Here is a 23,356-nt window from a genome sequence, read left to right on the forward strand (position 1 = left end):
CACGGCACGGCCCAGCACGGCGCGGGACGGCCCAGCACGGCGCGGCGCGGCGCGGCGCGGCGCGGCGCGGCGCGGCGCGGCGCGGCGCGGCGCGGCGATGTGGCCCTACGCAGCGCGGGGCGCGGAGGCCCTACACGGCATTGCCCTACGCGGCGCGGTACGCGGCGCGGTACGCGGCCCGGCCCGGGCCGCGCCGCCCGACCTCGCACCCCTTGGCCCATCGAGATGCAGACCAGCGGGAATTGTCGATCTTCGCAGCCCGCTCAGCTGCATCTCGGTGAGTGAAGGGGTGCGACGCGCCGAGGTCAGGCGTCCAGGCCGGACAGCTCCGAGATGACGTGCGGCACGAGCGGGGTGAGGGTGGCCATGCCGTCGCGCACCGCGGCGCGGGAGGCGGCCAGGTTCACCACCAGCGTGCTGCCGGAGACGCCGACGACGCCGCGGGACACCCCGGCGTCGACCGCTCCGGCGGCCAGGCCGGAGGCGCGGATCGCCTCGGCGATGCCCGGCACCGGCCGGTCGAGGACACCGGTCGTCGCGTCCGGGGTGACGTCGCGCGGCGAGACGCCGGTCCCGCCCACCGTCACCACCAGGTCGACGCCGCCGATCACGGCGGTGTTCAGCGCGCTGCGGATGGCCACGACGTCGCCGGGGGCGCTCACCACGCCGTCGACGACGAAGTTCGCCTCCTCCAGCAACTCGGTCACCAGCGGCCCGGTGGCGTCGGACCGCTCACCGGCACTCACCCGGTCGTCGACGATCACCACGAGGGCACGACCGATCTGCGGATCCGACATCTCCATCCCGTCACCCTAACGCCGCGCCCGGCACGGTCCCGGGGGGAGGCCGTGCCGGTACGGAGAGGGGGAACCCGCACCGGCACGACGCTCCGTTCGCGTTCGACGGGGCACCACCGAACACCCCGTCAGCCCATCACGTCGGTCTTTCACACGTCAACGAGATCCCGGTCGCTCCACCCGCCCGGACCCGTCCGGTCACTGCTCGCCGAGGGTCACCTGGACCGTCCGGTCCTGCAGCTGCAGCTCGACCGAGGCCCCGGGCGGCTGGGAGCGGACCGCGGCCTGCAGGTCCGTCCCGGTGGAGATCCGCTGGTCGCCGAGGCGCACCACCAGGTCCTGCGGGACCAGGCCCGCCTGTTCGGCCGCGCCGCCCGGCGTCACCGTCTGGATCCGCGCGCCGCCGAGCTGCGGATCGTCGGTGACCTCGACGCCGAGCACGGCGTGCGTGGCCGGGCCGCCGTTGCGCAGCTGGTCGGCGATCCGCCGCGCCTGGTTCATCGGGATCGAGAAGCCGACGCCGATCGAGCCGCCGCCCGGGCCGGCCGTCGCGATCGCCGAGTTGATGCCGACGACCCGGCCCTCCATGTCGACGAGCGGGCCGCCGGAGTTGCCCGGGTTGATCGCGGCGTCGGTCTGGATGGCGTTGAGCACGGTCGACTCGTTGCCCGCCTCGCCGCCGACGCTCACCGCGCGGTCCAGCGCGGACACGATGCCGGTGGTCACCGAGCCGCCCAGGCCGAGCGGCGAGCCGATCGCGGTGACCTGCTGGCCGACCCGGACGCCGTCGGAGTTCCCGAGCTCCACCGGCACGAGACCGGCCGCCTGGATCCGGACCAGCGCCACATCGGACTGCGGGTCCTGACCGACGATCGACCCGACGGCGACCCGGCCGTCCTGCAGGACCGCGCGCAGCGTCCCGCCGGCCGCGGCGGGCTCGACGACGTGGTTGTTGGTGAGGATCAGGCCGTCGTCGCTGATCACCATGCCGGAGCCCTCGCCGCGGCCGCCGTTGTTGCCGGCGCCGCCCTCGACGCGCAGCTGCACCACGCTCGGCAGGACGCGCGCGGCGACCGCCTCGACCGGGGTCATCGGCAGGTCGGACTCGACCTCGGGCACCGGATCGGCGAGCACCCCGCCGCCGGACGCCGACGAGCGGGAGATGTCCGCGCCGATCGCCCCGCCGATCGCGCCCGCGACGAGGGCGAGGATGAGCCCGCCGACGATCAGCGCGATCGTGCGGCGGGGCCGGCTCGGCGGCGGCTGGGCCACCCCGGTCGGATAGGGGTAGGGCTGCTGGTCTGCCGGGTAGGCCGCCGTGCCGGGATGGTGCGCCGACCCGTAGGGCGCCGGGTACGTCGGGTACCGCTCCCCCGGGTACTCCGGGGGCGGGGCGCCGGGGCGGGCCCACGGGTTGGCCGGGACCTCCCAGCGGTCGGTCGGCGGATCCGCGTCCGCGCCGGTGGCGGCGGTCCGGTCCGGGTCGTGCTGGCCGGGCGGGAGACCGCCGGCAGGTTCGTCGGACGCGGCACCGGTCCGGTCCGCAGGCACAGCTCCGGCACGGTCCCCCGGCACGACACCCGCGCGGTCCGCACCCACGGCAGCGGCACGGTCCGAGGCCGCAGCGCCGGCACGGTCCGCGCCCACGGCGCCGGCACGGTCCACGCCCGCGGCACCGGCACGGTGCTCACCAACCGCGCCGGCACGGTCCTCTCTCGCGGCACCCACACGGTCCTCGCCGGCCGCACCCGCACGGTCCGCGCCCGCACCCGCACCCGCACCCGCACGATCGTCGCCCGCGCCAACCGCACGGCCGTCGCCCGCGCCAACCGCACGATCGTCACGCGCGCCAGCCACGCGGTTCTCGCCCGCGGTACCCGCACGGTCCTCGCCCGCGCCAGCCACGCGGTTCTCGCCCACGGCACCTGCACGGTCCTCGCCCGCGCCATCCCCACGGTCCGAGCCCGCGGCGCCCGCACGGTCCGAGCCCGCGGCGCCCCCACGGTCCGAGCCCGCGCCACCCGCGGCAGCCGCGTGGTCCGCACGTTCAGCACCGGCGTGCTCGCCCGGAACAGGATCGGCGCCGGTCCGAGCGGCACCGGCATCGGCGTCCGACACGGTTCCGGCGCCGCTCCCTGGACTGCCGGCGGGAGGTCCGCCCGCGGCGCCGTCACCGTCCGGAGCACCCGCGCCGTCACCGGCCCCGGCGTCCGCCCCGGCGTCCGGGGGCCCCTCGGCGCCGGCCCGATCCCGCGTCCCGTCCTGGCCGGTCGCGCCGGCCGTGCCCGCGGAACCCTCCGGGCCCGACGAGCCGTCCGTCCCGGGGCTCTCGTCGGGCGGGTTCTCCTGGGCCATGCGTCCACCGTCCGTCACGTCGCCTGCACGGCCCGCCACCGGGCCGTCACCCCACCAGGCTATGGGCTGTCGGGTTCCGCCACGTACCGGCCCGGCAGCGCCATCGACAGCAGCGCGCCGCCTTCGGGGGCGCTGCCGGCGCGCACCTCCCCGCCGTGCCGGGCCGCGGCCTGCGCCACGATCGAGAGCCCGAGCCCGGATCCGGGCATCGTCCGCGAGGTGTCCGCCCGGTAGAAGCGGTCGAACACGTGCGGCAGGTCCTCGGCGGCGATGCCGTTGCCCTCGTCGGCGACCTCGATCACGATCCACTCCGGGGCGATCGGGACCATCGACAGCCGCACCCGGCCGCCGGGCGGGCTCCACTTCACCGCGTTGTCGAGCAGGTTGAGCACGGCCCGTTCCAGCGCGCTGGCGTCACCGTCGAGGATCCACCGGGTCAGGTGCACGTCGAACTCGGTCTCCCCGGCCCGGCGCCGCACCCTGGCCAGCGCCCGCTCGACGATCTCGCTCAGCTCCAGCGCCTCGGTGGTCATCGTCGGCGCGTCGTCGCGGGCCAGCTCCACCAGGTCGCCGACCAGGTGGGAGAGCTCCTCGACCTGGGCGCGGACGTCGTCGAGCAGCTCCACCCGGTCGTCGGCGGGCAGGTCCGGGGTGTCCGGCCGGTCGGCGGCGGTGAGCAGCTCCAGGTTGGTGCGCAGCGAGGTCAGCGGGGTGCGCAGCTCGTGCCCGGCGTCGGCGACGAGCCGGCGCTGCTGCTCGCGGGAGGCGGCGAGCGCCCCGAGCATCGCGTTGAACGACTGGGTGAGGCGGGCCAGCTCGTCCGACCCGGCGACCGGGATCGGGCGCAGGTCGCCGGTGTTGGCGACCCGCTCGGTGGCGGCGGTGAGCCGCTGCACCGGCCGCAGCCCGGTCCGCGCGACGGCGACCCCGGCCAGCGCGGCCAGCACCACCCCGCCCAGCCCGACCAGCGGCAGCGCGGTCCCCATCCGGGTCACCACCTTGGTGATGGTGTCCAGCTGCTGGGCGATGACGAGCGCGCGGCCCTCGTCGGCGCGCACGGCGACCACCCGGTACGGGACGCCGTCCAGGAACTCGGTGCGCCCGGGCTGGGTCGGGCCGCCCTGGGCCACGGCCAGCTCCGGCTCCCCGACCGGCGGGATCGACGACTCGTCGGCGGAGGTGTAGACGCCCGAGGAGTAGAGCAGCGCGATGTGCAGGTCGGCGGCGCCGAGGACGGCGGGCGGCAGCGTCGCCAGCAGCTGCGGGTTGATCAGGTCGCTCTGCGCGGCCAGGTAGGCGCGCTGCCGCAGGCTCTCGTCGAGCGAGCTGGTGAGGTTCTGCCGGACGACCAGGAACGCGGCCATCGACACGATCAGCACCATCGCCGCGGCGACCAGCGCGGCCAGGATCCCGATCCGGGCGCGCAGGGTGAACCGCTCGCGCTCGTCGGCGCCGTGCGTCCGGCGCCACCACCGCTCGGCCCGCTCCTCGGTCGGGGTCAGCCGCAGCGACGCGCTGATCTGCGACCGGAGCCCGCTCACGGCGGCGACTCCCGCAGCACGTACCCGACGCCGCGGACGGTGTGGATCAGTCGCGGCTCGCCGTCGGCCTCGGTCTTGCGGCGCAGGTAGCCGACGTACACCTCCAGCGCGTTGCCGCTGGTCGGGAAGTCGTAGCCCCAGACCTGCTCCAGGATCTGGGCGCGGGTCAGCACCCGGCGCGGGTGCGCGAGCAGCAGCTCCAGCAGCGAGAACTCGGTGCGGGTGAGGCTGATCGACCGGCCGCCCCGGGTGACCTCGCGGGTGTCCGGGTCCAGGGACAGGTCGGCGAAGGTGAGCGCGGCGCTCGCCCCGCCGTCGTCGTCCTGCTCCGGGGTCCGCCTGCGCAGCAGCGCGCGCAGCCGGGCCAGCAGCTCCTCCAGCGCGAACGGCTTGGGCAGGTAGTCGTCGGCGCCCGCGTCGAGCCCGGCGACCCGGTCGGACACCGCGTCCCGCGCCGTCAGCACCAGGATCGGCAGCGCGTCACCCGCGCTGCGCAGCCGCCGGCAGACCTCCAGCCCGTCCACCCGCGGCATCATCACGTCGAGGACGAGTGCGTCCGGCCGGTCGGTGAGCATCATGTCCAGCGCGGCCTGGCCGTCCTCGGCGAGGGCGACCTGGTAGCCGTTGAAGGCCAGCGACCGGCGCAGCGAGTCCCGGACCGCCTTGTCGTCGTCGACGACCAGAATGCGCATGCCGCCCAGTCTCGCCCAGTCCCCTGAGAGCGGTCTGAGCGGGAGCTGATCGGAGCGGGTGTCTACCCGCCGGTCCTGCGGGTAGTCGTGCGTCATGACCGACGAGTTCGAGTTCTTCTTCGACCCGATCTGCCCGTTCTGCTGGGTCACCTCGCGCTGGGTGGTGGAGGTCGGCCGGCAGCGCGAGATCGCGGTGAGCTGGCGTCCGCTGCCGCTCGCCCTGCTCAACGAGGGCATCTCCTACGAAGAGCGGCTGGCGGTCTCCGAAGCCTATCCCGAGTCGCACCGGCGCGGGCTGGAGATGCTGCGGGTGATCACGGCCGCGCAGGCGCAGCACGGCCCCGAGGTGGTCGGCGACCTCTACACCGGGTTCGGCGAGCTGGTGTGGGACACCGAGGCACCGGACGGCGAGGGCTTCAACCCGGTCATGCAGGTGATGGCGCAGCCGCGCGACCTGCGTCCGGTGCTGGAGCGCTACGGGCTGTCCCCCGCGCTCGCCGACGCCGCGCACGACGACGGGCTCGACGCCGGGCTGCGGGAGAACGTCGCCGAGGTCCGCAGGCGCTGCGGCGACGACGTCGGCACCCCGGTGCTGTCGTTCTCCCCGCCGGACGGGCCGGCGCTGTTCGGCCCGGTGATCGACACGGTGCCGTTCGGCGAGGACGCGCTGCGGCTGTGGGACGCGGTGTTCACCCTCGCCACCTGGCCCGGGTTCGCCGAGCTCAAGCGGGGCCTGCGCTCGTTCCCGGACACCCCGCTCACCGCGCGGATCGCCCGCGGCGAGACGACCGTGCGCTGAGGTTCTGCTTCACTGGCGTCCGTGACCGACCCGGGTGAGCTCGGCTTCTCGAACCGGACCGGCCGCCCGCCCGGGCGGCTGATCACGCTCGCCTCCCGGGTGCTGCCCGGCATCCGGCGGGTGCAGGGCCAGATCGAGCCCTACGCCGAGTTCTGGGAGGCGCACAACCGGACCGCGCTCGGCCGGACCGGTCCGCTGTGGATCGCGCTCGGCGACTCGATGGCGCAGGGCATCGGCGCCACCACGCCGGACGGCGGCTGGGCGGGCCGGCTCGCGCCGGCGCTCGGGGAGCGGTGGCGGCTGGTGAACCTGTCCCAGTACGGCGCCCGGGTCGACGACGTGCTGGACCGCCAGCTCCCGGCCGCCCTGCGGTTGCGCCCGGACCTGCTGGTCTGCCTGATCGGGTCGAACGACCTGATGCAGCCGCGGCACCAGGACGGGATCGGCGACCGGTACGCGCGGCTGCTCGACCGGCTCCCGCGGGGCACGGTGATCGGCAACCAGCCCGGCACGTTCGCGGCGGCACTACAGGTCAACGGCCTGATCGACGACGCCGTCCGGCGCCGCGGGCTGGTGCTCGCCGAGCTGCGGGACCCGCGGACCCGGCACTGGCGCGGCAAGCTCGCCTCCGACCGGTTCCATCCGAACGACCGCGGCTACGCCGCCATCGCCGAGGTCTTCACCGAAGCGCTGCGTCGCGCCGGGTACCGGCCGCGCCGCTCTGGTTAGGTGGTCCGATGGCGACCGAGAAGCTGCCGCGCAAGGTGTACGAGGCGGAGCTGCTGCACCTGCAGGGTGAGCTGCTGAAGATGCAGGAATGGGTCAAGGCGACCGGCGCGCGGATCGTCGTCGTCTTCGAGGGGCGGGACGCGGCCGGGAAGGGCGGCGCCATCCAGCGCGTCAGCCAGTACCTCAACCCGCGGTTCTGCCGGATCGTCGCGCTGCCCGCGCCGACCGAGCGGCAGAAGACCCAGTGGTACTTCCAGCGCTACGTCGAGCACCTGCCCGCGGCCGGCGAGATCGTCCTGCTGGACCGGTCCTGGTACAACCGCGCCGGCGTCGAACGGGTGATGGGGTTCTGCACCGAGGCCGAGTACCGGCTGTTCCTGCGGCAGGCCCCGGTGTTCGAGCAGCTGCTCGTCGACGAGGGCATCCACCTGCGGAAGTACTGGTTCTCGGTGAGCTCCGACGAGCAGGCCCGGCGGTTCGCCGAGCGACTGGGGAACCCGCTGAAGCAGTGGAAGCTCTCGCCGATGGACCTGGAGTCGATGACCCGCTGGGACGACTACTCCAAGGCCCGCGACGACATGCTCGTGCACACCGACACCGAGCACGCGCCCTGGTGGATCGTGGAGGCCGAGCAGAAGCGCAACGCGCGGATCAACATGATCCACCACCTGCTGTCGTCGGTGCCGTGGGAGCCGGTGGAGCGCAAGGTACTGACGCTGCCGGACCGGCCGCCGTCGGGCAACTACGTACGCCCGCCGCGCGAGGTCCAGCGCGACGTCCCGGACCACGCGGCCACCCTGCTGTGAGCGCCGTACTGTTCACCGGCTTCCCGGGGTTCCTCGGGTCGGCCCTGCTCCCCCGGACGCTGCGCCGGGCGCCCGGCGCCCGCGCCGTCGCGCTGGTCCAGGAGCGGTTCGCCGACCAGGCGCGCGCGACCCTGGCCCGGATCGAACGCGACGACCCGGCGGTCGCCGGCCGCACCGATCTCGTCGTCGGTGACATCACCGTGCCCGGTCTCGGCCTGCCCGACGACGAACGGGCCCGGCTGCTCGGCGGGCCGCTGGAGATCTTCCACCTGGCCGCCGTCTACGACCTGTCGGTGCCGGCCGATCTCGCCTGGCGGGTGAACGTCGTCGGCACCCGGCACGTCGTGGCGTTCGCGCAGGCGGCGACGGCACTGCGCCGGCTCCAGTACGTGTCCACCTGCTACGTCTCCGGCCGGTACGACGGCCTGTTCGCCGAGACCGACCTGGAGCTCGGCCAGCCGTTCGCGAACCACTACGACCACACCAAGCACGAGGCCGAACGGGTCGTCGCCCGCGCCCGCGACGCCGGCCTGCCGGTGACCGTGTACCGGCCGTCCATCGTGGTCGGCGACTCGGTCACCGGTGCGACCCAGAAGTTCGACGGGCCGTACTACCTGCTGCAGCTGCTCGCCCGGCAGGGCGCGACGGCGGCCGTGCCGCTGCCCGGCCGGGCCGCGCGCACCGAGTTCAACCTGGTGCCGTCGGACTTCGTGGTGGACGCGATCGCCGCGCTCGCCGGGCACGACGGCGCGCTGAACCGGACCGTCGCGCTCGCCCAGCCGGACCCGCCGACCGTGACCCGGATGTGCGAGGTGTTCGCCGACCGGCTCGGGAAGCGGCTCCGTACGGTGCCGATGCCGACCGGGCTCGCCGCGTTCGCGATCGACCGCGTGCCCGGGATGGGCCGGCTGTTCCGGGTGCCGTCGAGCACCCTGGACTACCTCACCCATCCCACCCGCTACGACGTCGCGGCGACCACCGCGCTGCTCGGCGAGGTCGGGGTGCGGTGCCCGGCCTTCGACGACCACGTGGACGCGATGGTCACGTTCTTCCAGCGCAATCCGGGGCTGGGCAGCGCCGCGATGGTGTGAGCGGCAGCCACCGGATGCCACGCCCGGTCCGTCGTCAGCGCGACCCGGCCGGGACGTCGGCGCCGTAGCGGCGGGCGAGCGCGTGGAACGCGGCCTTCGGCTCCCAGTGCCCGTCGTCGGCGTCGAGCCCGGACTCCCGGGACGGCGGGCGGACGATGCCGAAGCTCGCCATGTCCTGGTCCCGGGTGGGGTCCGGGGACCAGCGGCAGTCCCCCTCGATGAACATGCAGAGGAACGCGCCGTCGACGTCCTCGGTCTCGAACACGTCCAGCTGGTACTCGATGTGGTCGGCCTGCACCTGCTCGTCCCGGACGTGGGAGCCCTTGATCCGGCGGTCGTCCAGGTCCCGCCAGTCCATGATGTCGGCGCCCGATCCGCCCTTGGCCTGGGCTCCGTCGTAGCTGCAGCAGCCGAACTCGGTGACGAGCACCGGCTTGCCGTGCGACGCGGCGCGGCGCAGGCCCTGCCGGTAGCCGGAGCGGGTCATGACGTCGGTGTAGTGGTTCACCCCGACGACGTCGAACGGGCGCCAGTCGACGGACTCCCAGGTGCCGGCGCCGTAGGTCAGCGGGCCGTCGAAGCGTTCCCTGGCGACGGCGACCATGCGACGGAGCACCCGGTTGGTCCGCCGGCCCAGGTACGGCGGGAAGATCGCGCTGACGACGGCCAGCCCGACCGTCCGCGCACCCAGGCCGCCCGGCAGGACACCGCGGTGCAGCAGGCTGATCTCGCAGCCGACGTTCAGCCCGACCCGGTCGGGATGCTCCTCCCGGAGCCGCTGGGCGATGCCGGCGACCTCGGCGAGGTTGTCGAGCACCCGGGGCACCGGGGCGTCGAACCGGCGGGGTTGCAGCCAGACGTACAGGCCCTGGTCGAGTGCGGCACGCGCGGCCTCCTCGAGCCGCTGCGGGGACTCCCCGAACAGGCAGACCGCGGTGCAGTGCAGGTCCTCGCGGATCACCCGGAGCTCCTCGCGCACCACGTCCGGACGCCAGCGGGCGCGGGAGTGCTGGCCGGGCAGGTAGCTCGACCCGACGTCGTAGAGGATCCCCTTCTGGTTCAGGCCGGTGCGCGGCCGCGGTGCCGCGTCGCCGGGCTCCGACACCGGCCGGGGGTTCCGGCGGTGCAGCAGCACCGCCACCAGCAGGACGCAGAGCGCGGCGCCGACGCCCAGCGCCAGGTTCCAGACCGCGGGCGCCCGGGTGAACACGAACCCGGCGGCGCCGAGGAAGACCGTGCTCACCGTCATCGCCGCGCGCAGCCCCAGCACCCCCCACAGGTCTCCGGTGAACTGGCGCAGGTAGCCGAGGAAGACGCCGGTGAGGAAGGCCCCGGTCAGGCCCGCCGCCGACCGGGTGACCAATCCGGTGCACACGGCGAACAGTGCGGCCTGGGCCGCGATCGTCGACATCGGGGCCAGGTGCCTGCCCAGCACGTGCTGGACGTACCCGCGGAAGACGAGCTCCTCCGGCAGCGCGGCGGCGAGCACGAGCAGCGGGGCGACGGTCAGCGCCGCGACCGCAGCGGAGCCGAGTGCGGCGCGGTCCAGCTCGGCCGACCCGCTCAGCAGCGCCGCCCCCGCGACCAGGGTGATCGCGGCGAACCAGACCAGCGCCGGCGCGGCCACGGCGAACCCTGCCCGCGCGGTCGCCGGCGCCCGGCCGAGGAACCGGGAGCCCGCCCACAGCACGATCGCGGCGACGACGACACCGGCGCCGGCGCGTACCGCGAGGCCGGGGACGCCGTCGTCGCCACCCGGGAGGTGACCGGCGAGCACTGCGGCCCCCGCCGCGAGCACGGTGAAGGCGGCGAGCACCGCCGCCGTCCCCACCCATGGTCGTTCGCGCGTGCGGACCGGCCCTGCCATGACGCCCCCCGATACTCCGTACAGTGTTCGAGTACAGGATAGGCACAGTCCGCGGAACGACGGAAGGATGAGCCCGTGGGGACCGACGGGGACGAGCGGGTCGTGCTGGACCTGCTGTGGAACGGCCTCGGCCGGCCGCAGCGCGGCCCCCGGCACCAGCTCACCGTCGAGCAGCTGGTCGACGCCGCCATGCAGGCCGCCGACGAGGAGGGCGTTCAGGCGCTGTCCATGCGCCGGGTCGCCGCCCGCCTCGGCGTCGGCGCGGCGACGCTGTACACCTACGTGCCGCACAAGGCCGCACTGCTGGCCCTGATGGCGGACACTATGATCGGCCGGATCCCGCTGCCGCACACCCGCCCGGGGAGCTGGCGGGAGCGGACCGAGGCGTGGGCGGCCGAGGAGATGGCCGGGTTCCGGGAGCACCCGTGGCTGGTCGAGATCGACGACAGCCGGTTCGTCGGGCCGCACGCGTTCGCCTGGACGGACTCGGCGATCCGGGTCTTCGACGGCACCGGGCTGGACGGCGACGCCGCGCTGACCGTGGTGCAGGCGGTGAGCGGGCACGTCCGGGGGCACGTCCCGCTGGTGATCGCCGAGGACCGCGCCCGGGCGTGGACCGATCCCGACGGGCGGAGCTGGGGCTCGGCGCAGGAGGCGTTCCTGGCCACCCACCGCCCCGAGCCCGGCCGGTTCCCGGGGATCGAGACGCTCCGCGAGCCGCCGACCGCCGTCGGCACCTTCGAGGCAGGGCTGGGTTGGCTGCTGGACGGGGTCGAGCTGCGGATCGCACGCCTCTCGGAGACGAGGCTCGCCTGAGTTCGACACATGATGATCGAGTGCGCGCCACCCGTCTGCACCGCCGCGACCCGCCGGGAGTTCCTCGTGATCCTGGCCGCGGCCGGCCTGCTCAGCGGGTGCGCCGGCGGCACCACCGGAGCACCCGGCGGCGCCACGTCACGCCGGATCGAGCACCCCCTGGGCGTCACCGACGTGCCCGTGGCCCCGGCCAGGGTCGTCGCGATCGACCGCCGGGGCACCCTGCCGCACCTGCTCGCACTCGGCATCGAGCCGGTCGGGGCGCTGACCCACGAGAGCATCATCGGCTCGCAGTTCCCGGGCGTCGTCGCCGACCTGGCCCGGGACGTCACCGTGCTGCCCACCGCCGGAAGCTCCGACGAGGTGCGACTGGAGGCGGTGGCAGCACTCCAGCCGGACCTGCTCCTCGGCTGGACCGACGGGATCGCCGACCAGTACGACGCGCTGTCCCGGATCGCGCCGACCGTGGCCGTCGACATCGACGTCCACGACGCCGAGCCGAGCCTGCGCGCGATCGCCGCGGCCGTCGGCCGGGACGAGCAGGCCGACACGATCATCGGCGAGTTCGACGCCCTGCGCGCGCAGCGCATCGCCGCCCTCGGCGAGATCGGCACGGTCTCGGCCGTGCTCGGGGTCGGCGACCAGATCCGGGTCTACCGTCCGCAGGCGTCCTCGGTCACCCGGTGGCTGCAGGACGCCGGCGGCCGGATCGTCCCGGACACGACCGGGCTCGCCGGGGAGCCCTACCGGGACCTGTTCGTCACCGTCGGCCCGGAGCTCCTCGGCGAGGTGAACGGCGACACCCTGATCGTCATGGCCAACTCCGGTGCCGACGGCGAGGCCGCACTGAGCGCCCTGAGCGGGAACCCGTTGTGGTCCGGCCTCCCGGCCGTCCGGGCGGGACGGGTCATCCGGCTGAACTCGCAGGAGTCGGTCGGCTACTTCGGCTACCAGGGCTACGCGGCCGTCCTGGACTCGCTCGCCGGGCAGTGGGCGGCGCCGGCGCCCTGATCGCCCGGGGGGCGGAGGGGGGCGGGTAGGCTCTCCGCAGGCCCTCGTAGCTCAGGGGATAGAGCACCGCTCTCCTAAAGCGGGTGCCGCAGGTTCGAATCCTGCCGGGGGCACTACACCGTGACCAGCGGAAACGCTGTTCGCGATCGCGAACGACAGACGGCCGTGGGGCCATTCGTGGGGCCAAACTTGGCTACGGTCCGCCCATGCCCCCGCAGAAGCGCAGGTCACGCGGCTACATCGAGGAGCTGCCGAGCGGTTCGTTCCGCGCCGAGGTGTTCGCCGGAATCGACCCGCTGACGGGCAAGAAGCGCAAGCTCCGGGAGACCTGCAAGACCCACGCCGAGGCCAAGAAGGCACTGACCAAGCTCCAGCGCCAGGTCGACGAGAACAAGCAACCGAAGTCCTCGATCACCGTCGGCCAGGCCGTCGCGCAGTGGCTGGAGGTCGCCGACCTCCAGCCCACGACCCAGGAGCGCTACGACGACCTGATCCGGCTCTACGTCCTGCCCACGTTCGGCCACCTCCAGGCCGGGAAGCTCGACGCCGAGCTACTGGAACGCTTCTACGCCCGCCTCCAGCGGTGCCGGACGCTCTGCACCGGCCGCCCTCGACCCGGGCACGAGTGCCGGCCGCTGAGCGCCAGCACGACCCGCAAGGTGCACTACATCCTCCGGGCCGCGCTCGACCGGGCCGTGCGCTGGCGCCACCTGGGCGTCAACCCTGCCGCCATCGCCCAGGCCCCGGCACCGAGCAAGGCCGAGCCCGACCCGCCCAGCGCCGACGAGGCCGCCGCGATCCTCAACGAGGCATGGCGCGACCCGGAGTGGGGCCTGCTGCTCTGGTTGACGATGCTCATCGGCCCCCGCCGGGGCGAGATCTCCGCGCTGCGCTGGCACGACGTCGACCTCGACCGCGCGACCGTCTGGGTGCAGCGCAGCAACACCCAGTCCAAGGCCGGCGTCGTCGAGAAGTCGACCAAGACCGACCGCAAGCGCCGGGTCGCACTCGACCCGCACACCGTCGAGCTGCTGCGCACCCAACGGGACCTCTGGATCAGCAGACTGGCCGCGCTGGGCGTCGAGTTCGAGGCCGAAGGGTTCGTGTTCTCACCCTCGCCCGACGGGCGGACGCCCTACGCGCCCCGCGCGATCAGTCAACGCTACCGGCGGCTCGCCGTCCGGTTGAAGCTGCGCAGTACAAGACTTCACTCGCTCCGCCACTACTCCGCGACCGAGCTGGTCGCGGCCGGGGTCGACATCCGGACCGTCGCCGGTCGACTCGGGCACGGCAGCGGCGGCGCGACGACCCTGCGGGTGTACGCGGCGTGGGTCGAGGAGGCCGACCGGCGAGCCGCCGCGACGATCGCCACGGTGCTCCCGCAGCCGAAGCCTGCAGTGCGGCGATCGGGGCCGTACGAGCTGCTCGCTGCCGCGCTCCGTCAGCAGATCCAGGACGGCAGCCTTCCGCCGGGAGCGCTCCTACCGACGATGGCCGAACTCGCCGTTGCGAACTCTTGCGCGGTTGGGACCGCGCATCGTGCCGTCTCACTCCTCCGAGAGGAGGGGCTGGTCGAGGTCTCTCGCGGGCGCCGAGCGGTGGTCATTGGACCAAGACGGATTCACACGACTGTTCGGTAACCGGTGAGATCGTCGAGCACCACGACCCCCTCGGAGATTGCGGACGCGCTCGCCAACAAGCTCCCCGTCGGGGCGGCGGGCTCCGCGACGTCGAGGAGGGCGAACCAACGTGCTTGCCAACACTCCGCCCGGGTCGTCGTGGCGCGGTGGGTGCGCGAGCGCGCCGCCGTCAAGCACATCGACGGCGATCCGACGCCGCCGTACCTGTGCCGCCGCTCGAGCCCGACCTCGTCTACTGACCGCGGGCAGCTCCGGGCCCTCCGGGCAGGGACGCGTAGTAGTCGGGTTGCGACACGACCTCGACCCCCAGCTCGCCCTCGATCTTCCCGTCCACATTCTCGGCGGTCGCGGTCCACTCCACGCGGAGGATGGTGCCCGCAGGCTCCCTCACCATAACGGCCACGGCGGGCAGAGCAGTCGGGGTCCGCGGCCGGATATCGACAGCGGCGTAGGTGATGGTCACCGACCCCGTGTCCTCAATCTCGAAGCGCGGGATGGGGTTGACGATCGCACGGTCCGCCGCCCTTGGATACAGCGCGGCGGGGTTTAGAAGCCTCTCGATGCCGGGCAACTTCCGCGGCGTGCCCAGTACGGCCGGCACAGCGGGCCAATTCGGCGCGGCGTATACCCGGACCCCAACGCTCGACGGCCACTTCACGACATCGCCGTGGACGTGGGCCGTGACGACCAGCTTCTGAAAGTTGCGGTCCGTCGGGTTGTCGACGACCAGCCTCAATGTGGCGCCGTCGGACTCGTACCGCTGATGCAAAAGGTGGTCTCTCACCGTCTCTTCCGCCTTGGCGAGGTACTCCTCGACCTCCCGCTCGTAGTCCTCCTCGGTGCGTTTGTCGGGCTGCTCACCCAGGCCGTAGACCGACGTAGCCGGCATGACGAGACCCCGGTCAAACTGCCTGAGCGCGGCGTACGGCGAGGGCTTCGTGGCCGGCCACTTCGACCGGCTAGGAAGCATCAGCTCAGTTCGTCTCTCCGCGAGCCACTCCTGCGCGCGCTGCGCGTCGTAAGCCGGGCCGAACTCGACCGTGGCGGGCTCGGCTCTCACAACGACCTGCACGACAGCCGTACCAGCCCGGGCGCGCGCCATGAGGTCGGTGATCTGCGCGCTGGTCGCCCTGTCTGTCCGGCCGGGCGTCCGCACGAAGATGGCACCCTCGTTGAACTGGTCGTATGCCTTCCGCAGGGTGAAGGGGTCGTCGCCCGGCTGCGGAGGGTCCACGACGATCACCATGACGGTCTTGCCGTCGACCACCACCTGCTCCGGCGACCACCGCGCGGGACCGACCCACCGGTTAAGGGGGTTCACCAGGTCCGCGTTGTCGATAGTGGTCACGCCCGCCAGGGCGCCCGGCTCGACGCCGACGAGCACATAGCTGTAGCCCCCGGCGTGCCGCTTCGACGTAGCGATGGCACGGTTAGAGAAGCCGAGAATCTGCTTCGCAAGGTGCCAGCGGTCGGCGGCGATCGTGAGATCGAGGGTGCTTTTCCACTCCACCCAGTCGTGCTCGTCGTTCTTGTCCGCCTCGTCGCGTACGGCGACCACGAGCGCCTCGAGCTGGCTCGGCCGGAGGAACGGCGCCGACGTGTCGATCGAGAATGCCACCCTCCGAGTGTTCCTGTTCGCGCTTGACTCTCCGCAGCTCAGAGGGCTATCCGTCGACCACCGGTTCGTCTCGATCGGGTGAACGGGCCGCAGCTGCCGCGGTGAGACGGACCCCGTCGATGACCGGTCGACTCCTCAAGCGAGCGAGGTGTGCGTCTGCCCGGCGGCGCGGCCAGCACACCGCCAGGCACGCGACGGCGTCCGCCGTCAGAACGCGGTCTTCAGAATTGCGCGCTGCTCGCGGATGACGAGGCGAATCGAGCAGACGTTGCGGTACGTACTCATCCACCGCCTGAGCGACAGGGACATCGCCTCCTGCCCCGAGCTGCCGGAACGCCCGTCTGTGGCAACGTCGTCACTTTCCGTCGGCCCCGTCCACTAGCCTTCCTGGAGTTCCGCTCCCCACGGACGATCAGACGGGTGATCTGCATGAACCGCATCGACGCCGTGTCACAGGCGTTCCTCCAGTGGTCGTATCAGAACCGGCGGACCTCACCCCCCAACCACGGTTTCCTCACGAACGGGGAGTCGCTCGTCAACGGTCAGCAGGTCACACCAGACGAGCTTGAGGACGTCGTCGAGCTACTGCATCAACGGGGCCTCGTCGACGGACCGGTCTCGTTCGGGGAGCCGCAGCCGAACCCCGCGGAGCTGACGCCGGACGGGTTCTCCTGCGTCCTCGACTACGACGCCGACGTGCAGAAGTGGAAGGCGAGCAGACTCGTGACCTACGTCAACCAGCCGGTCACCGTCACAGGGAACCAGAACCAGGTCTCGGCGTTCAGCTCGAACATCAGCCAGCAGCAGCGCAGCACGATGGAGAAGGTTCACACCCTCCGTAACGTTGCGGAGCAGGCGCTCGCCGGACTTGGCACCTACGAGATCGACGAGGACGAGGCCGCCGACGTTCGGGCCGCCGCCGAGAAGGTGCTCGCCGAGACCGCGGAGGGCGAGCCCGAACCCGGCCGCATCGCGAAACTCGCGAAGAAGCTTCACTCCGTGCTCAGCATGTTCCTCGGCACGGCGGTCGGCGCCGAGTTTGCGCAGAGGCTCATGGACGCCCTCCTCCCGCTCATCGGCATGGCGGCCTGACGTGGAACCGAAGGAGCGGCGCAACGCCGTCGCCCGGGCGATCCTGCGGTGGCTCTATGAGGAGGACGGCAGCTACCCCCTCGTTGAGGACTTCCTCGCCTCAGCAGGGGGCGAGATCGGGGGCGAGCGCGTTGGCAACGACGAACTCGTCCGCACGGTCCGGTGGCTCCACGACCGGAAGCTCATCGAGGGCCCTGAGGTCGACGAGGTCCCGTACCCCGTCAGGCTTGCCCTGACCACCGCGGGTCGCCTCATGGTTGTCGAGCAGGACGGATGGGTAGAGCAGGAGGCTGCGACGCCGAGCGCCGGCGAGAAGCCGACCGTTCAGATCGTGGCGCGGGCGTTCCTGCTCTGGCTATATCCGGTCGAAAGCCAGCAGCCGACACCGCAGAAGTTCCTTCAGGCTCCGCGGTCTCTCATCGCGAACTACCAGATCGACGAGAAGCTGATGTCCGAGGCAGTTCGTCTGCTCGTCGCCAAGGGCCTCGTCGATGGGCCCGGCGCGTGGGGCAGCGATATCCCCATCCGGGTTCGACTCACTGACGCCGGGCGAATCTGCGTGATCGACCATGACGGGAACGTAACCAAGCAGGCCACATGGGCAGAGGTCGAGCGAGGCGGCGGAACGACCGTCGACAAGTCGATCACCACCACCGGGAGCGGCAACACAGTCGTCGCGCACAGCGACAACGTGACCTTACCGGTGGATCCGCGCGACCGGCCGGACTTCATCATCAAGCACGGGCGCGTGAGAGAGCCCGGACACCCGATCGTTGTGACGATGACGAGCGGCCCCCAGCAGCAGTACGTCACCCTGGACGTCGCCGTGCTCAAACCGCGCGAGGGCATCGCAGCGACGGTGTCAGGGGGTGAACGGTCCCGGATGGTTCGCGATCTTGAACGCGAGATCGTCGTCGACCTCGAACCGCCACGAGGAGAATCGGACGTCGTGGTCGAGGTAGTCGCGGTGTGCGAAGACGTCGACGCACCCGGCGACGGGTGGACCTGGCGGCGGGCTTTCAAAATCCCCGGCTTTGGGGTCGGTTAGCGCCGCTTCAATAGGCGAGCCCGCTGATCGTGAATCAGACTCCGTCGCCCGGAACAGCGGAACCAGGGCCGGCAAGTGCCGGGCCGAGAGCCTGCAGACGGCTCCCACAGGGCCGGAAACGGGGCTCCGTCCGGCTCCCGACGAGCAGGCCGCGCCTGTGTTGCTGTCGGTGGTTGCTGTCACCCTGAGTTGTATGGTGGCGACTGCTGAGCAGGTAGCGCGGATCCCGGCGGGAAACCTTCGGGTCCCACCAGGGGATCTCGCGGCTGTCTGGGCAGCCGCGGAGCGGCGGTCGTTCGAGCAGTCCAAGCGGGGTGTTCTCGACTGGTACGCCGCGGCGGTGGTCGCGACGTGCATGTGGTTGGCGTGCGCGATCTATCGACCGCCGTGGGGCCGGCCGCACCCCGCGGAGGCGCCGGTCTCCCGCACGCGGGCGTCGGCGTACGAGGAGCTGATCGAGGCCGAGTACCTCGCCGCGGAGCGGTTCGAGGAGCTGCATCCTCGTCGGGCGGAGCGGGAGCCCGGTTGGGCTGAGGGCGCGCGAGCGACGCTGCGGTGGGCCTGGCGCGGTGAGGGAACGCCGCCGATTGACGTCGAGGGATGGTCGGTGGCGGGATAGCTCCCGCCACCGACCATCCGTCACCACCGGCTGTCGGGCAGCTCCCGCTCGTCGAACCCGTCGGCGACGTCGTCGAACTCGCTGTGCTGCTCGGTATGCGAGCGAGCGAGTCCGGCTCGTTCCTCCTGGCCATCCTCGGCGGTGTCGCGGTAGCGAATCTCGTCGAGGATCCGGCCGGCGTGGTCGAGGTAGTCGGTCGTCTCGGCGGCCTCGGGCACTCGCACCGCGTCTTCCAGCACTGGGGCCGGGCGGGCGTCGGCGATCTCGCGGACGTCGTCGCGACGGCTGTCGGCCGTCTCGGCGTTCTGCTGCTCGTCCAGGAAGGCGTTGCGGTCGTCGGGGGCCTGGTCGTGGATGTCGTTCTCGGTGATCTCCCGGTACTGCTCGTCCTCGGAGAGGGCGGCGTCGTGGGCGGCCTTCCACTCCGCTGCGGTGACTCGGTCGTCGGGGTCGTCGGCGGCGTCGCGGGCGGACAACTCGGCCTTGGACAACTCAGCTTGCACGCGGGTCTGTGCGGTGTGGGCGAGCCAGGCACCGCGGGCGTCGTCGATCTCCTGGAGCTGGGTGGCTCGCTGCTCCAGCAGCGCGGCCATCGCCTCGGCCCCGGCTGCGCGCTCGGCGAGCCGGTTCCGCTCGGTCGGGTCGGGGGTGGTGTCGAGGGCGGCTCGGGTGACCGCGGCGTCCTGCCGCTGGGCCTCAGCCGCCTGCCGGGTCCCTGCAAGTTCGTTCGCGACGTAGCGGGGCGCAGCCGCCAGTTCGCGGTCATAGGCGCGGACTCGGATGCGGAGCTGTCCGTTGGATAGCTCCAGGTGCTCGCGGTCGATCTCGGGCCGCCCAAGAGCCCGCCACGCCGCCCGGTGGGCCGCGAACTCCTCCACCTGCCCGGGCTTCGGAGCCGGACCGAGTGCGTCGGTCGGGTCGTCGTGGCCGCGGACCTCGCGGTAGGCGGCGACCCGTCCGACGTCGTCGCACCACCGCTGCCGGGCCATCGGGTCGGTGGGGACGTCGCCGAACGCCTGGAACGCCCACGCGGGCGGCTCGACGGCCGCGGCGGCGCCGAGGTCGTCAGCACGCTGGTCGGCGGCGACGGCGAGCCGGTCAAGGTAGCTGCTCCACTGGAGGTTGTCGGTCTGGGGGATCCAGTCCGTCCAGCGTTCCCCGAGTGGGTCGAGGCGGTGCTGGTCGCGGATGCGGGAGTAGACGACGTTGCTGACGTTGCGCGCCCCGGTGAGCGGTCCGCGGTCAACGGCCTCGGCGAGCACGGCGTGCGGATCGAGTCCGGCGAGCTCGGCGCGGCGCAGGACCCGGGTCAGGGCGGCGGTGCCGTCCTCGGCCGCGATCCGAGCCCGCTGCTCGGTCGTGAGCGTGCCGTCGTGGACGAGGCGGTCCAGTGAGGCGGCGGTGCGCTCGGTCGCGGCGAGCTGGGCGGCGTCGGCGAGCAGCTCGACCACCGTCCGCGCGCTCCCGGCCTCCTCGGCCGACTCGGTCGCGATCGCCACCGCGGACCGGTCGATGGCCTGGTCGGCGGTGTCGAGGATTCCGGCGAGGACAGCGACGGGGTCGCGGTGCAACTCGTGGCGGGCGGCGGTGCCGTCGGCCGGGTCCTCCGGCGCGACTCGCGTGGTGACGTGAGCGGTGTTGCGAACGCGGCCGCGGGACATCCCGACGTAGAGCGCGTTCGCCCGGGTCGTGGGCGTTACGACGGTGTGAGTGGTGTCGACGGTGGCGCCCTGCCCGGCGTGGGTCGTCCCGGCGTAGCCGAGGGCCAGGTGCTCGCTCACGTAGGTCGCGGGCAGCACGAAGCGGGCCCCGACGGTCGGACCGTGGGCAGAGTCGACGCCGCCGCCGTGGGTGTCGGTGGTGACCTCCAGGGTGCCGTCGTCGCGGACCGCGGTGATTCGGTAGAGGTCGCGGTTGTGCGGGCCGCGGCGGTTGCCCTCGAACCCGGCCAGGTGGTGGGCGTTGTGGCGGGCCTCGACCAGGTCCCCGACCCCGGCGGTGGTGCCGTCGAACCCGAGCCGAACCCCTGCCTCCGTGACTCGCCCGAGGCGGATCAGCTCGGCGCGGATCGAGCTGGAGAGGCGGGCTGCCTGCTCGTTGGTGTCGACCAGCAGCAGCGACCGCCGCCCCGCGAGGTGGTCGGCCAGCCAGCCCCGCGCCGCCGAGGTCTCGGCGTCTTCGCGGGTGCCGGAGTCCAGCAGGCGACCCTGCTGGTGGTAGGCGCGGAGCACGGTTTGGTCGCCCTCACGCAGCCGCAGGGACGCGTCGCGTTCCCACTCGGAGCTGAACCGGCGGGCGTCGGTGAGTTCGTAGCGGGACCCGGCCGTGGCGAGCAGGTCCATGCCGCCGCCGGCGCCGACCGCGGCGAGCTGGCGGTGGTCCCCGACCAGCAGCAGCTTCGCCCCGGCCTCGTCGGCCCGCTGGTGGATGGCGGCGAGTGCGGCGGTGTCGGTCATTCCGGACTCGTCGATCACCAGCAGGTCCCCCTCTCGTAGCCGCCACGCTTCGTCACCGTCGACCGTGCGGCGCTCGGCCGGGGCGGCGGCGAGGCGGTCCTGGGTGGTGAGCCAGCGGGCGATGTTCGACGCCGTCAGCCCCTCGGCGGTGAGGACCTCGGTGGCGCGTTGGCTGGTCGCCAGCCCGAACACCCGCCCCGCACCACCGCCCGGCCCGCCGGGCGGGCGTAGGTCAGGGTCTGTCCAGGCGCGGGCGAGGTTTCCCACGACGTAGGACTTCCCGGTCCCGGCGGGGCCGACGAGGGTCTCGACCCGGGCGCCGGAGGTGAGGATCCCGCGCACCGCGGCGGCCTGGTCGACACCCAGTTCGAGGCCTTCGCTGCGCAGGGTGCGCAGGAACCGCTCCGCCTGCGCCCCGGTCAGGGCGGCGCCGTCGCGGGCGCTGGTGGCGGCGAGCAGGATCCGCTCCGAGCGGACCTGGTCGGGGGTGCAGTAGACCCGCCCGCCCGGGGCGATGTAGGCGGACTCGCCGTTGGCCACGCGCAGCTCGTCGGGCAGCAGCCCGGACCCGGGTCGTTCGGACTCCAGCGCGATCGCGTAGACGAGAGCGTGGTCGGTGATCTGATCGAGCAGCACCGCGACGTCACCGCCGTCGGGGACCCCGAGGTAGTCCGGCAACGCCGCGTTCACCGCCCGCACCAGATCCGAGCGGGTCCACCCCGACTTGCGCGACGCCACATCCTCCAGGGCTATCTCGATCACGGCCTGCGGGTTGAACGCCTGCGGGGTCACGCCGTCTCGGCGGGCAGCCAGGGCGGTGTCGGCGATCCCGGCCAGCCCGCCAGCGATATCGGACTGCAACCGGGCGGCGACCCGGTCGAGCATGTCCCCGCGGGTCTCCCCGTCGTGCGACTTCGCGGCCCGCGTGGCGAGGGTGGCCTGCTGGGCCAGCCGGTCGCGCTCGACCCCGTTCGGGGCGCGGCCGTAGCGGGTCTCGAACGCCTCGATCAGCTCCGCCGCCTTCGCCGTCACCGCGTGACGGCGGTTCGACACCAGCGACATCGCCTCCGCGGACACGCCGACGACCTCGCGGGACTTCCCGTCCCGGCGGGTCGCGACCAGCGTCCCGATCGTCGCGGCCAGCCGCTCTTCGGTGGTGCGCTCCCCCACCGCCCCGGCCCCGGCGCGCCAGCGGTGGATCGCGCGGGAGTCCAGGGTTCGCCACACCCCGTCCGGGCCCTGGATCCGGTTCAGGATCGCGTTGTGGATGTGCAGCTGCGGGTCCCGGTCACGGGAGTCGTGCTGGAAGAACGACGCGACCGTGAACGCGTGCGCATCGACCCAACGGCCCGCGGCTCCGCCGTGGTGCCCGACCCGGGCGTACCCGGCCTTGTCCTCCAGGTAAGCCAGCGCGGCGTTGTTGCCCGCCCAGATCGCGTCCTCGACTGCCTGGCGGAACTCGCCCCACGCCGCCGCGGTGGCCTCGTCCCCGGCCTGGCGGGCGGCGACCTCGCGGGCCTCGAACGCGGTGTGCAGCAGCGTCACCGACTTCTGCACCGAGAACGTCGCGTCGAGGAAGGCGACGTTGTGCCGGGCCGCCTTACCCGCCTCGGTACGGAGCTCGGCGCGGCGTTCCGCCGCCGCATCCGGCTCCCGTTCCAACGCTGCCGCGTACAGGTCGTCCTCGGACAGGTACTTGCGTCCGGTGTGTCCCAGCGTTGGGACGCTGTCCCACCGGGACGGATCACCGAACCCGGCGTCGCGGGGGTCGAGGAACCGCTCGTAGAGGGCGCGCATGTCCTGGGCGTCGACGAGGCCGGCGAGGCCGAGCTGCTCGGCCCCCGCACCCCACCAGCGGCCCGGGGGCTCGCCCTCGGCGACGGCGCCGGTGTAGTAGTTCTCCCGCCCCGTCGCGACCTCCTTCAGCAGGTAGTCCGGTGAGTAGCCGGTGGCGATCCTCAACACCCCGACCACCCCCGAACGATCATGAACACGGCTGCAGAGCCGTCGGCGACGGCCGCCGGACAGTCGGAAGCGGTGGGGGTGCGGCGTGGCCGGCCGGAGGCCGGCCCGCCCCCTCGGATCGTGATGCCTCGGTGTGACTCTCTTGATCTTGGGGTGTTCTTGGTCTGATCGGTGTAGTCGCTCTCGGTTCTGGTCTTCTGCTCGCTCTCGCTGCTGGTACTGCTCGTCTCGGCGTGGCCGCTGCTGGTCAGGCTGCTCGGGTTCATGGCTGGGTCCTGTTCTGGGGCTCGTCGGGGACGAGGTGCAGGCCGCTCGGCGCCTGCTGCGGGGTGTCGCGGAGCTGCTGGAGGGCTCGGGCGGCGGTGCCCCGGCCGACCTGGGCGAGGTCTTCCAGCTCCCGGACGGTGGGGAGGG

At 73.0% G+C, this 23,356-nt stretch carries 16 protein-coding genes and 1 tRNA gene; 10 read left to right on the top strand and 7 right to left on the bottom strand.

The annotated features are described in order from the left end of the window. Window positions 1-305: 305 nt before the first annotated feature. From ABD160_RS03055 to ABD160_RS03070, 4 genes are all read right to left on the bottom strand, one after another. Complete coding sequence (locus tag ABD160_RS03055; protein WP_425563576.1) at window positions 306-797, bottom strand: MogA/MoaB family molybdenum cofactor biosynthesis protein; 492 nt, start codon at window positions 795-797, stop codon at window positions 306-308. A 198-nt stretch (window positions 798-995) separates the two neighbouring features. Continuing rightward, window positions 996-2,348 (bottom strand): trypsin-like peptidase domain-containing protein, encoded by a 1,353-nt coding sequence (locus ABD160_RS03060; RefSeq protein ID WP_344018068.1) that lies wholly within the window; start codon window positions 2,346-2,348, stop codon window positions 996-998. A gap of 863 nt (window positions 2,349-3,211) precedes the next feature. Next, on the bottom strand, window positions 3,212-4,693 hold the full coding sequence (locus ABD160_RS03065; RefSeq protein ID WP_344018069.1) for a sensor histidine kinase: 1,482 nt from the start codon (window positions 4,691-4,693) through the stop codon (window positions 3,212-3,214). Beyond that, window positions 4,690-5,385 carry a response regulator transcription factor gene (locus tag ABD160_RS03070; RefSeq protein ID WP_344018070.1) on the bottom strand — a complete coding sequence of 232 codons (696 nt, stop codon included), beginning with the start codon at window positions 5,383-5,385 and terminating at the stop codon, window positions 4,690-4,692. Before ABD160_RS03070 ends, ABD160_RS03065 begins: the two co-directional genes overlap by 4 nt. A 94-nt stretch (window positions 5,386-5,479) precedes the next feature. Between ABD160_RS03070 and ABD160_RS03075 the strand changes: the two genes are divergently transcribed. From ABD160_RS03075 to ABD160_RS03090, 4 genes are read left to right on the top strand one after another with little or no spacing between them, the layout of a single operon-like run. After that, window positions 5,480-6,184, top strand: a complete 705-nt coding sequence (locus ABD160_RS03075; protein WP_344018072.1) for a mycothiol-dependent nitroreductase Rv2466c family protein — start codon at window positions 5,480-5,482, stop codon at window positions 6,182-6,184. Between the two features lie 21 nt (window positions 6,185-6,205). Next, window positions 6,206-6,913 (top strand): SGNH/GDSL hydrolase family protein, encoded by a 708-nt coding sequence (locus ABD160_RS03080; RefSeq protein ID WP_344018073.1) that lies wholly within the window; start codon window positions 6,206-6,208, stop codon window positions 6,911-6,913. A gap of 8 nt (window positions 6,914-6,921) precedes the next feature. Further along, a complete protein-coding gene (gene ppk2, locus ABD160_RS03085; protein ID WP_344018074.1) occupies window positions 6,922-7,719 on the top strand; it encodes a polyphosphate kinase 2 in 798 nt (265 codons plus the stop codon). After that, window positions 7,716-8,810 (top strand): SDR family oxidoreductase, encoded by a 1,095-nt coding sequence (locus tag ABD160_RS03090; RefSeq protein ID WP_344018076.1) that lies wholly within the window; start codon window positions 7,716-7,718, stop codon window positions 8,808-8,810. The genes ppk2 and ABD160_RS03090 overlap by 4 nt, the downstream gene beginning before the upstream one ends. 34 nt (window positions 8,811-8,844) lie before the next feature. Here the strand turns inward: ABD160_RS03090 and ABD160_RS03095 are convergent, their stop codons facing one another. Next, window positions 8,845-10,641, bottom strand: a complete 1,797-nt coding sequence (locus ABD160_RS03095) for a CPBP family glutamic-type intramembrane protease (RefSeq protein WP_344018077.1) — start codon at window positions 10,639-10,641, stop codon at window positions 8,845-8,847. A gap of 111 nt (window positions 10,642-10,752) precedes the next feature. Between ABD160_RS03095 and ABD160_RS03100 the strand changes: the two genes are divergently transcribed. The 4 genes from ABD160_RS03100 (at window position 10,753) to ABD160_RS03115 (ending at window position 14,144) form a co-directional block, all read left to right on the top strand. Then, window positions 10,753-11,493, top strand: coding sequence for a TetR/AcrR family transcriptional regulator (locus ABD160_RS03100; protein ID WP_344018078.1), 741 nt, complete (start codon window positions 10,753-10,755; stop codon window positions 11,491-11,493). Between the two features lie 9 nt (window positions 11,494-11,502). Then, window positions 11,503-12,504, top strand: a complete 1,002-nt coding sequence (locus tag ABD160_RS03105; RefSeq protein ID WP_344018079.1) for an ABC transporter substrate-binding protein — start codon at window positions 11,503-11,505, stop codon at window positions 12,502-12,504. Between the two features lie 40 nt (window positions 12,505-12,544). Then, window positions 12,545-12,617 (top strand) — tRNA-Arg (locus ABD160_RS03110). A gap of 93 nt (window positions 12,618-12,710) precedes the next feature. Then, entirely contained in the window at window positions 12,711-14,144 is a 1,434-nt protein-coding gene (locus ABD160_RS03115) for a tyrosine-type recombinase/integrase (protein ID WP_073577577.1), read from the top strand. 232 nt (window positions 14,145-14,376) lie between these two features. Here the strand turns inward: ABD160_RS03115 and ABD160_RS03120 are convergent, their stop codons facing one another. After that, window positions 14,377-15,762 (bottom strand): AlbA family DNA-binding domain-containing protein, encoded by a 1,386-nt coding sequence (locus tag ABD160_RS03120; protein WP_073577575.1) that lies wholly within the window; start codon window positions 15,760-15,762, stop codon window positions 14,377-14,379. 429 nt (window positions 15,763-16,191) lie between these two features. Here ABD160_RS03120 and ABD160_RS03125 point away from each other — a divergent pair, with 429 nt between their 5' ends. Both ABD160_RS03125 and ABD160_RS03130 read left to right on the top strand, forming a co-directional pair. Further along, complete coding sequence (locus ABD160_RS03125) at window positions 16,192-16,854, top strand: hypothetical protein (protein ID WP_125911259.1); 663 nt, start codon at window positions 16,192-16,194, stop codon at window positions 16,852-16,854. Window position 16,855: 1 nt separating this feature from the next. Then, window positions 16,856-17,902 carry a hypothetical protein gene (locus tag ABD160_RS03130; protein WP_073577573.1) on the top strand — a complete coding sequence of 349 codons (1,047 nt, stop codon included), beginning with the start codon at window positions 16,856-16,858 and terminating at the stop codon, window positions 17,900-17,902. Between the two features lie 639 nt (window positions 17,903-18,541). Here ABD160_RS03130 and mobF read toward each other — a convergent pair. Next, window positions 18,542-22,942, bottom strand: coding sequence for a MobF family relaxase (gene mobF / locus ABD160_RS03135; RefSeq protein ID WP_344018081.1), 4,401 nt, complete (start codon window positions 22,940-22,942; stop codon window positions 18,542-18,544). Window positions 22,943-23,356 lie beyond the last annotated feature (414 nt).

Origin of the sequence: Pseudonocardia kongjuensis (assembly GCF_039526905.1) — a bacterium.
GTDB lineage: Bacteria > Actinomycetota > Actinomycetes > Mycobacteriales > Pseudonocardiaceae > Pseudonocardia > Pseudonocardia kongjuensis.

Excerpts from the sequence above, each read along its gene's own strand:
- ABD160_RS03055 (WP_425563576.1), bottom strand. The coding sequence starts at position 797 with ATGTCGGATCCGCAGATCGGTCGTGCCCTCGTGGTGATCGTCGACGAC.
- ABD160_RS03070 (WP_344018070.1), bottom strand. The coding sequence starts at position 5,385 with ATGCGCATTCTGGTCGTCGACGACGACAAGGCGGTCCGGGACTCGCTG.
- ABD160_RS03075 (WP_344018072.1), top strand. The coding sequence starts at position 5,480 with ATGACCGACGAGTTCGAGTTCTTCTTCGACCCGATCTGCCCGTTCTGC.
- ppk2 (WP_344018074.1), top strand. The coding sequence starts at position 6,922 with ATGGCGACCGAGAAGCTGCCGCGCAAGGTGTACGAGGCGGAGCTGCTG.
- ABD160_RS03105 (WP_344018079.1), top strand. The coding sequence starts at position 11,503 with ATGATGATCGAGTGCGCGCCACCCGTCTGCACCGCCGCGACCCGCCGG.
- ABD160_RS03115 (WP_073577577.1), top strand. The coding sequence starts at position 12,711 with ATGCCCCCGCAGAAGCGCAGGTCACGCGGCTACATCGAGGAGCTGCCG.
- ABD160_RS03125 (WP_125911259.1), top strand. The coding sequence starts at position 16,192 with ATGAACCGCATCGACGCCGTGTCACAGGCGTTCCTCCAGTGGTCGTAT.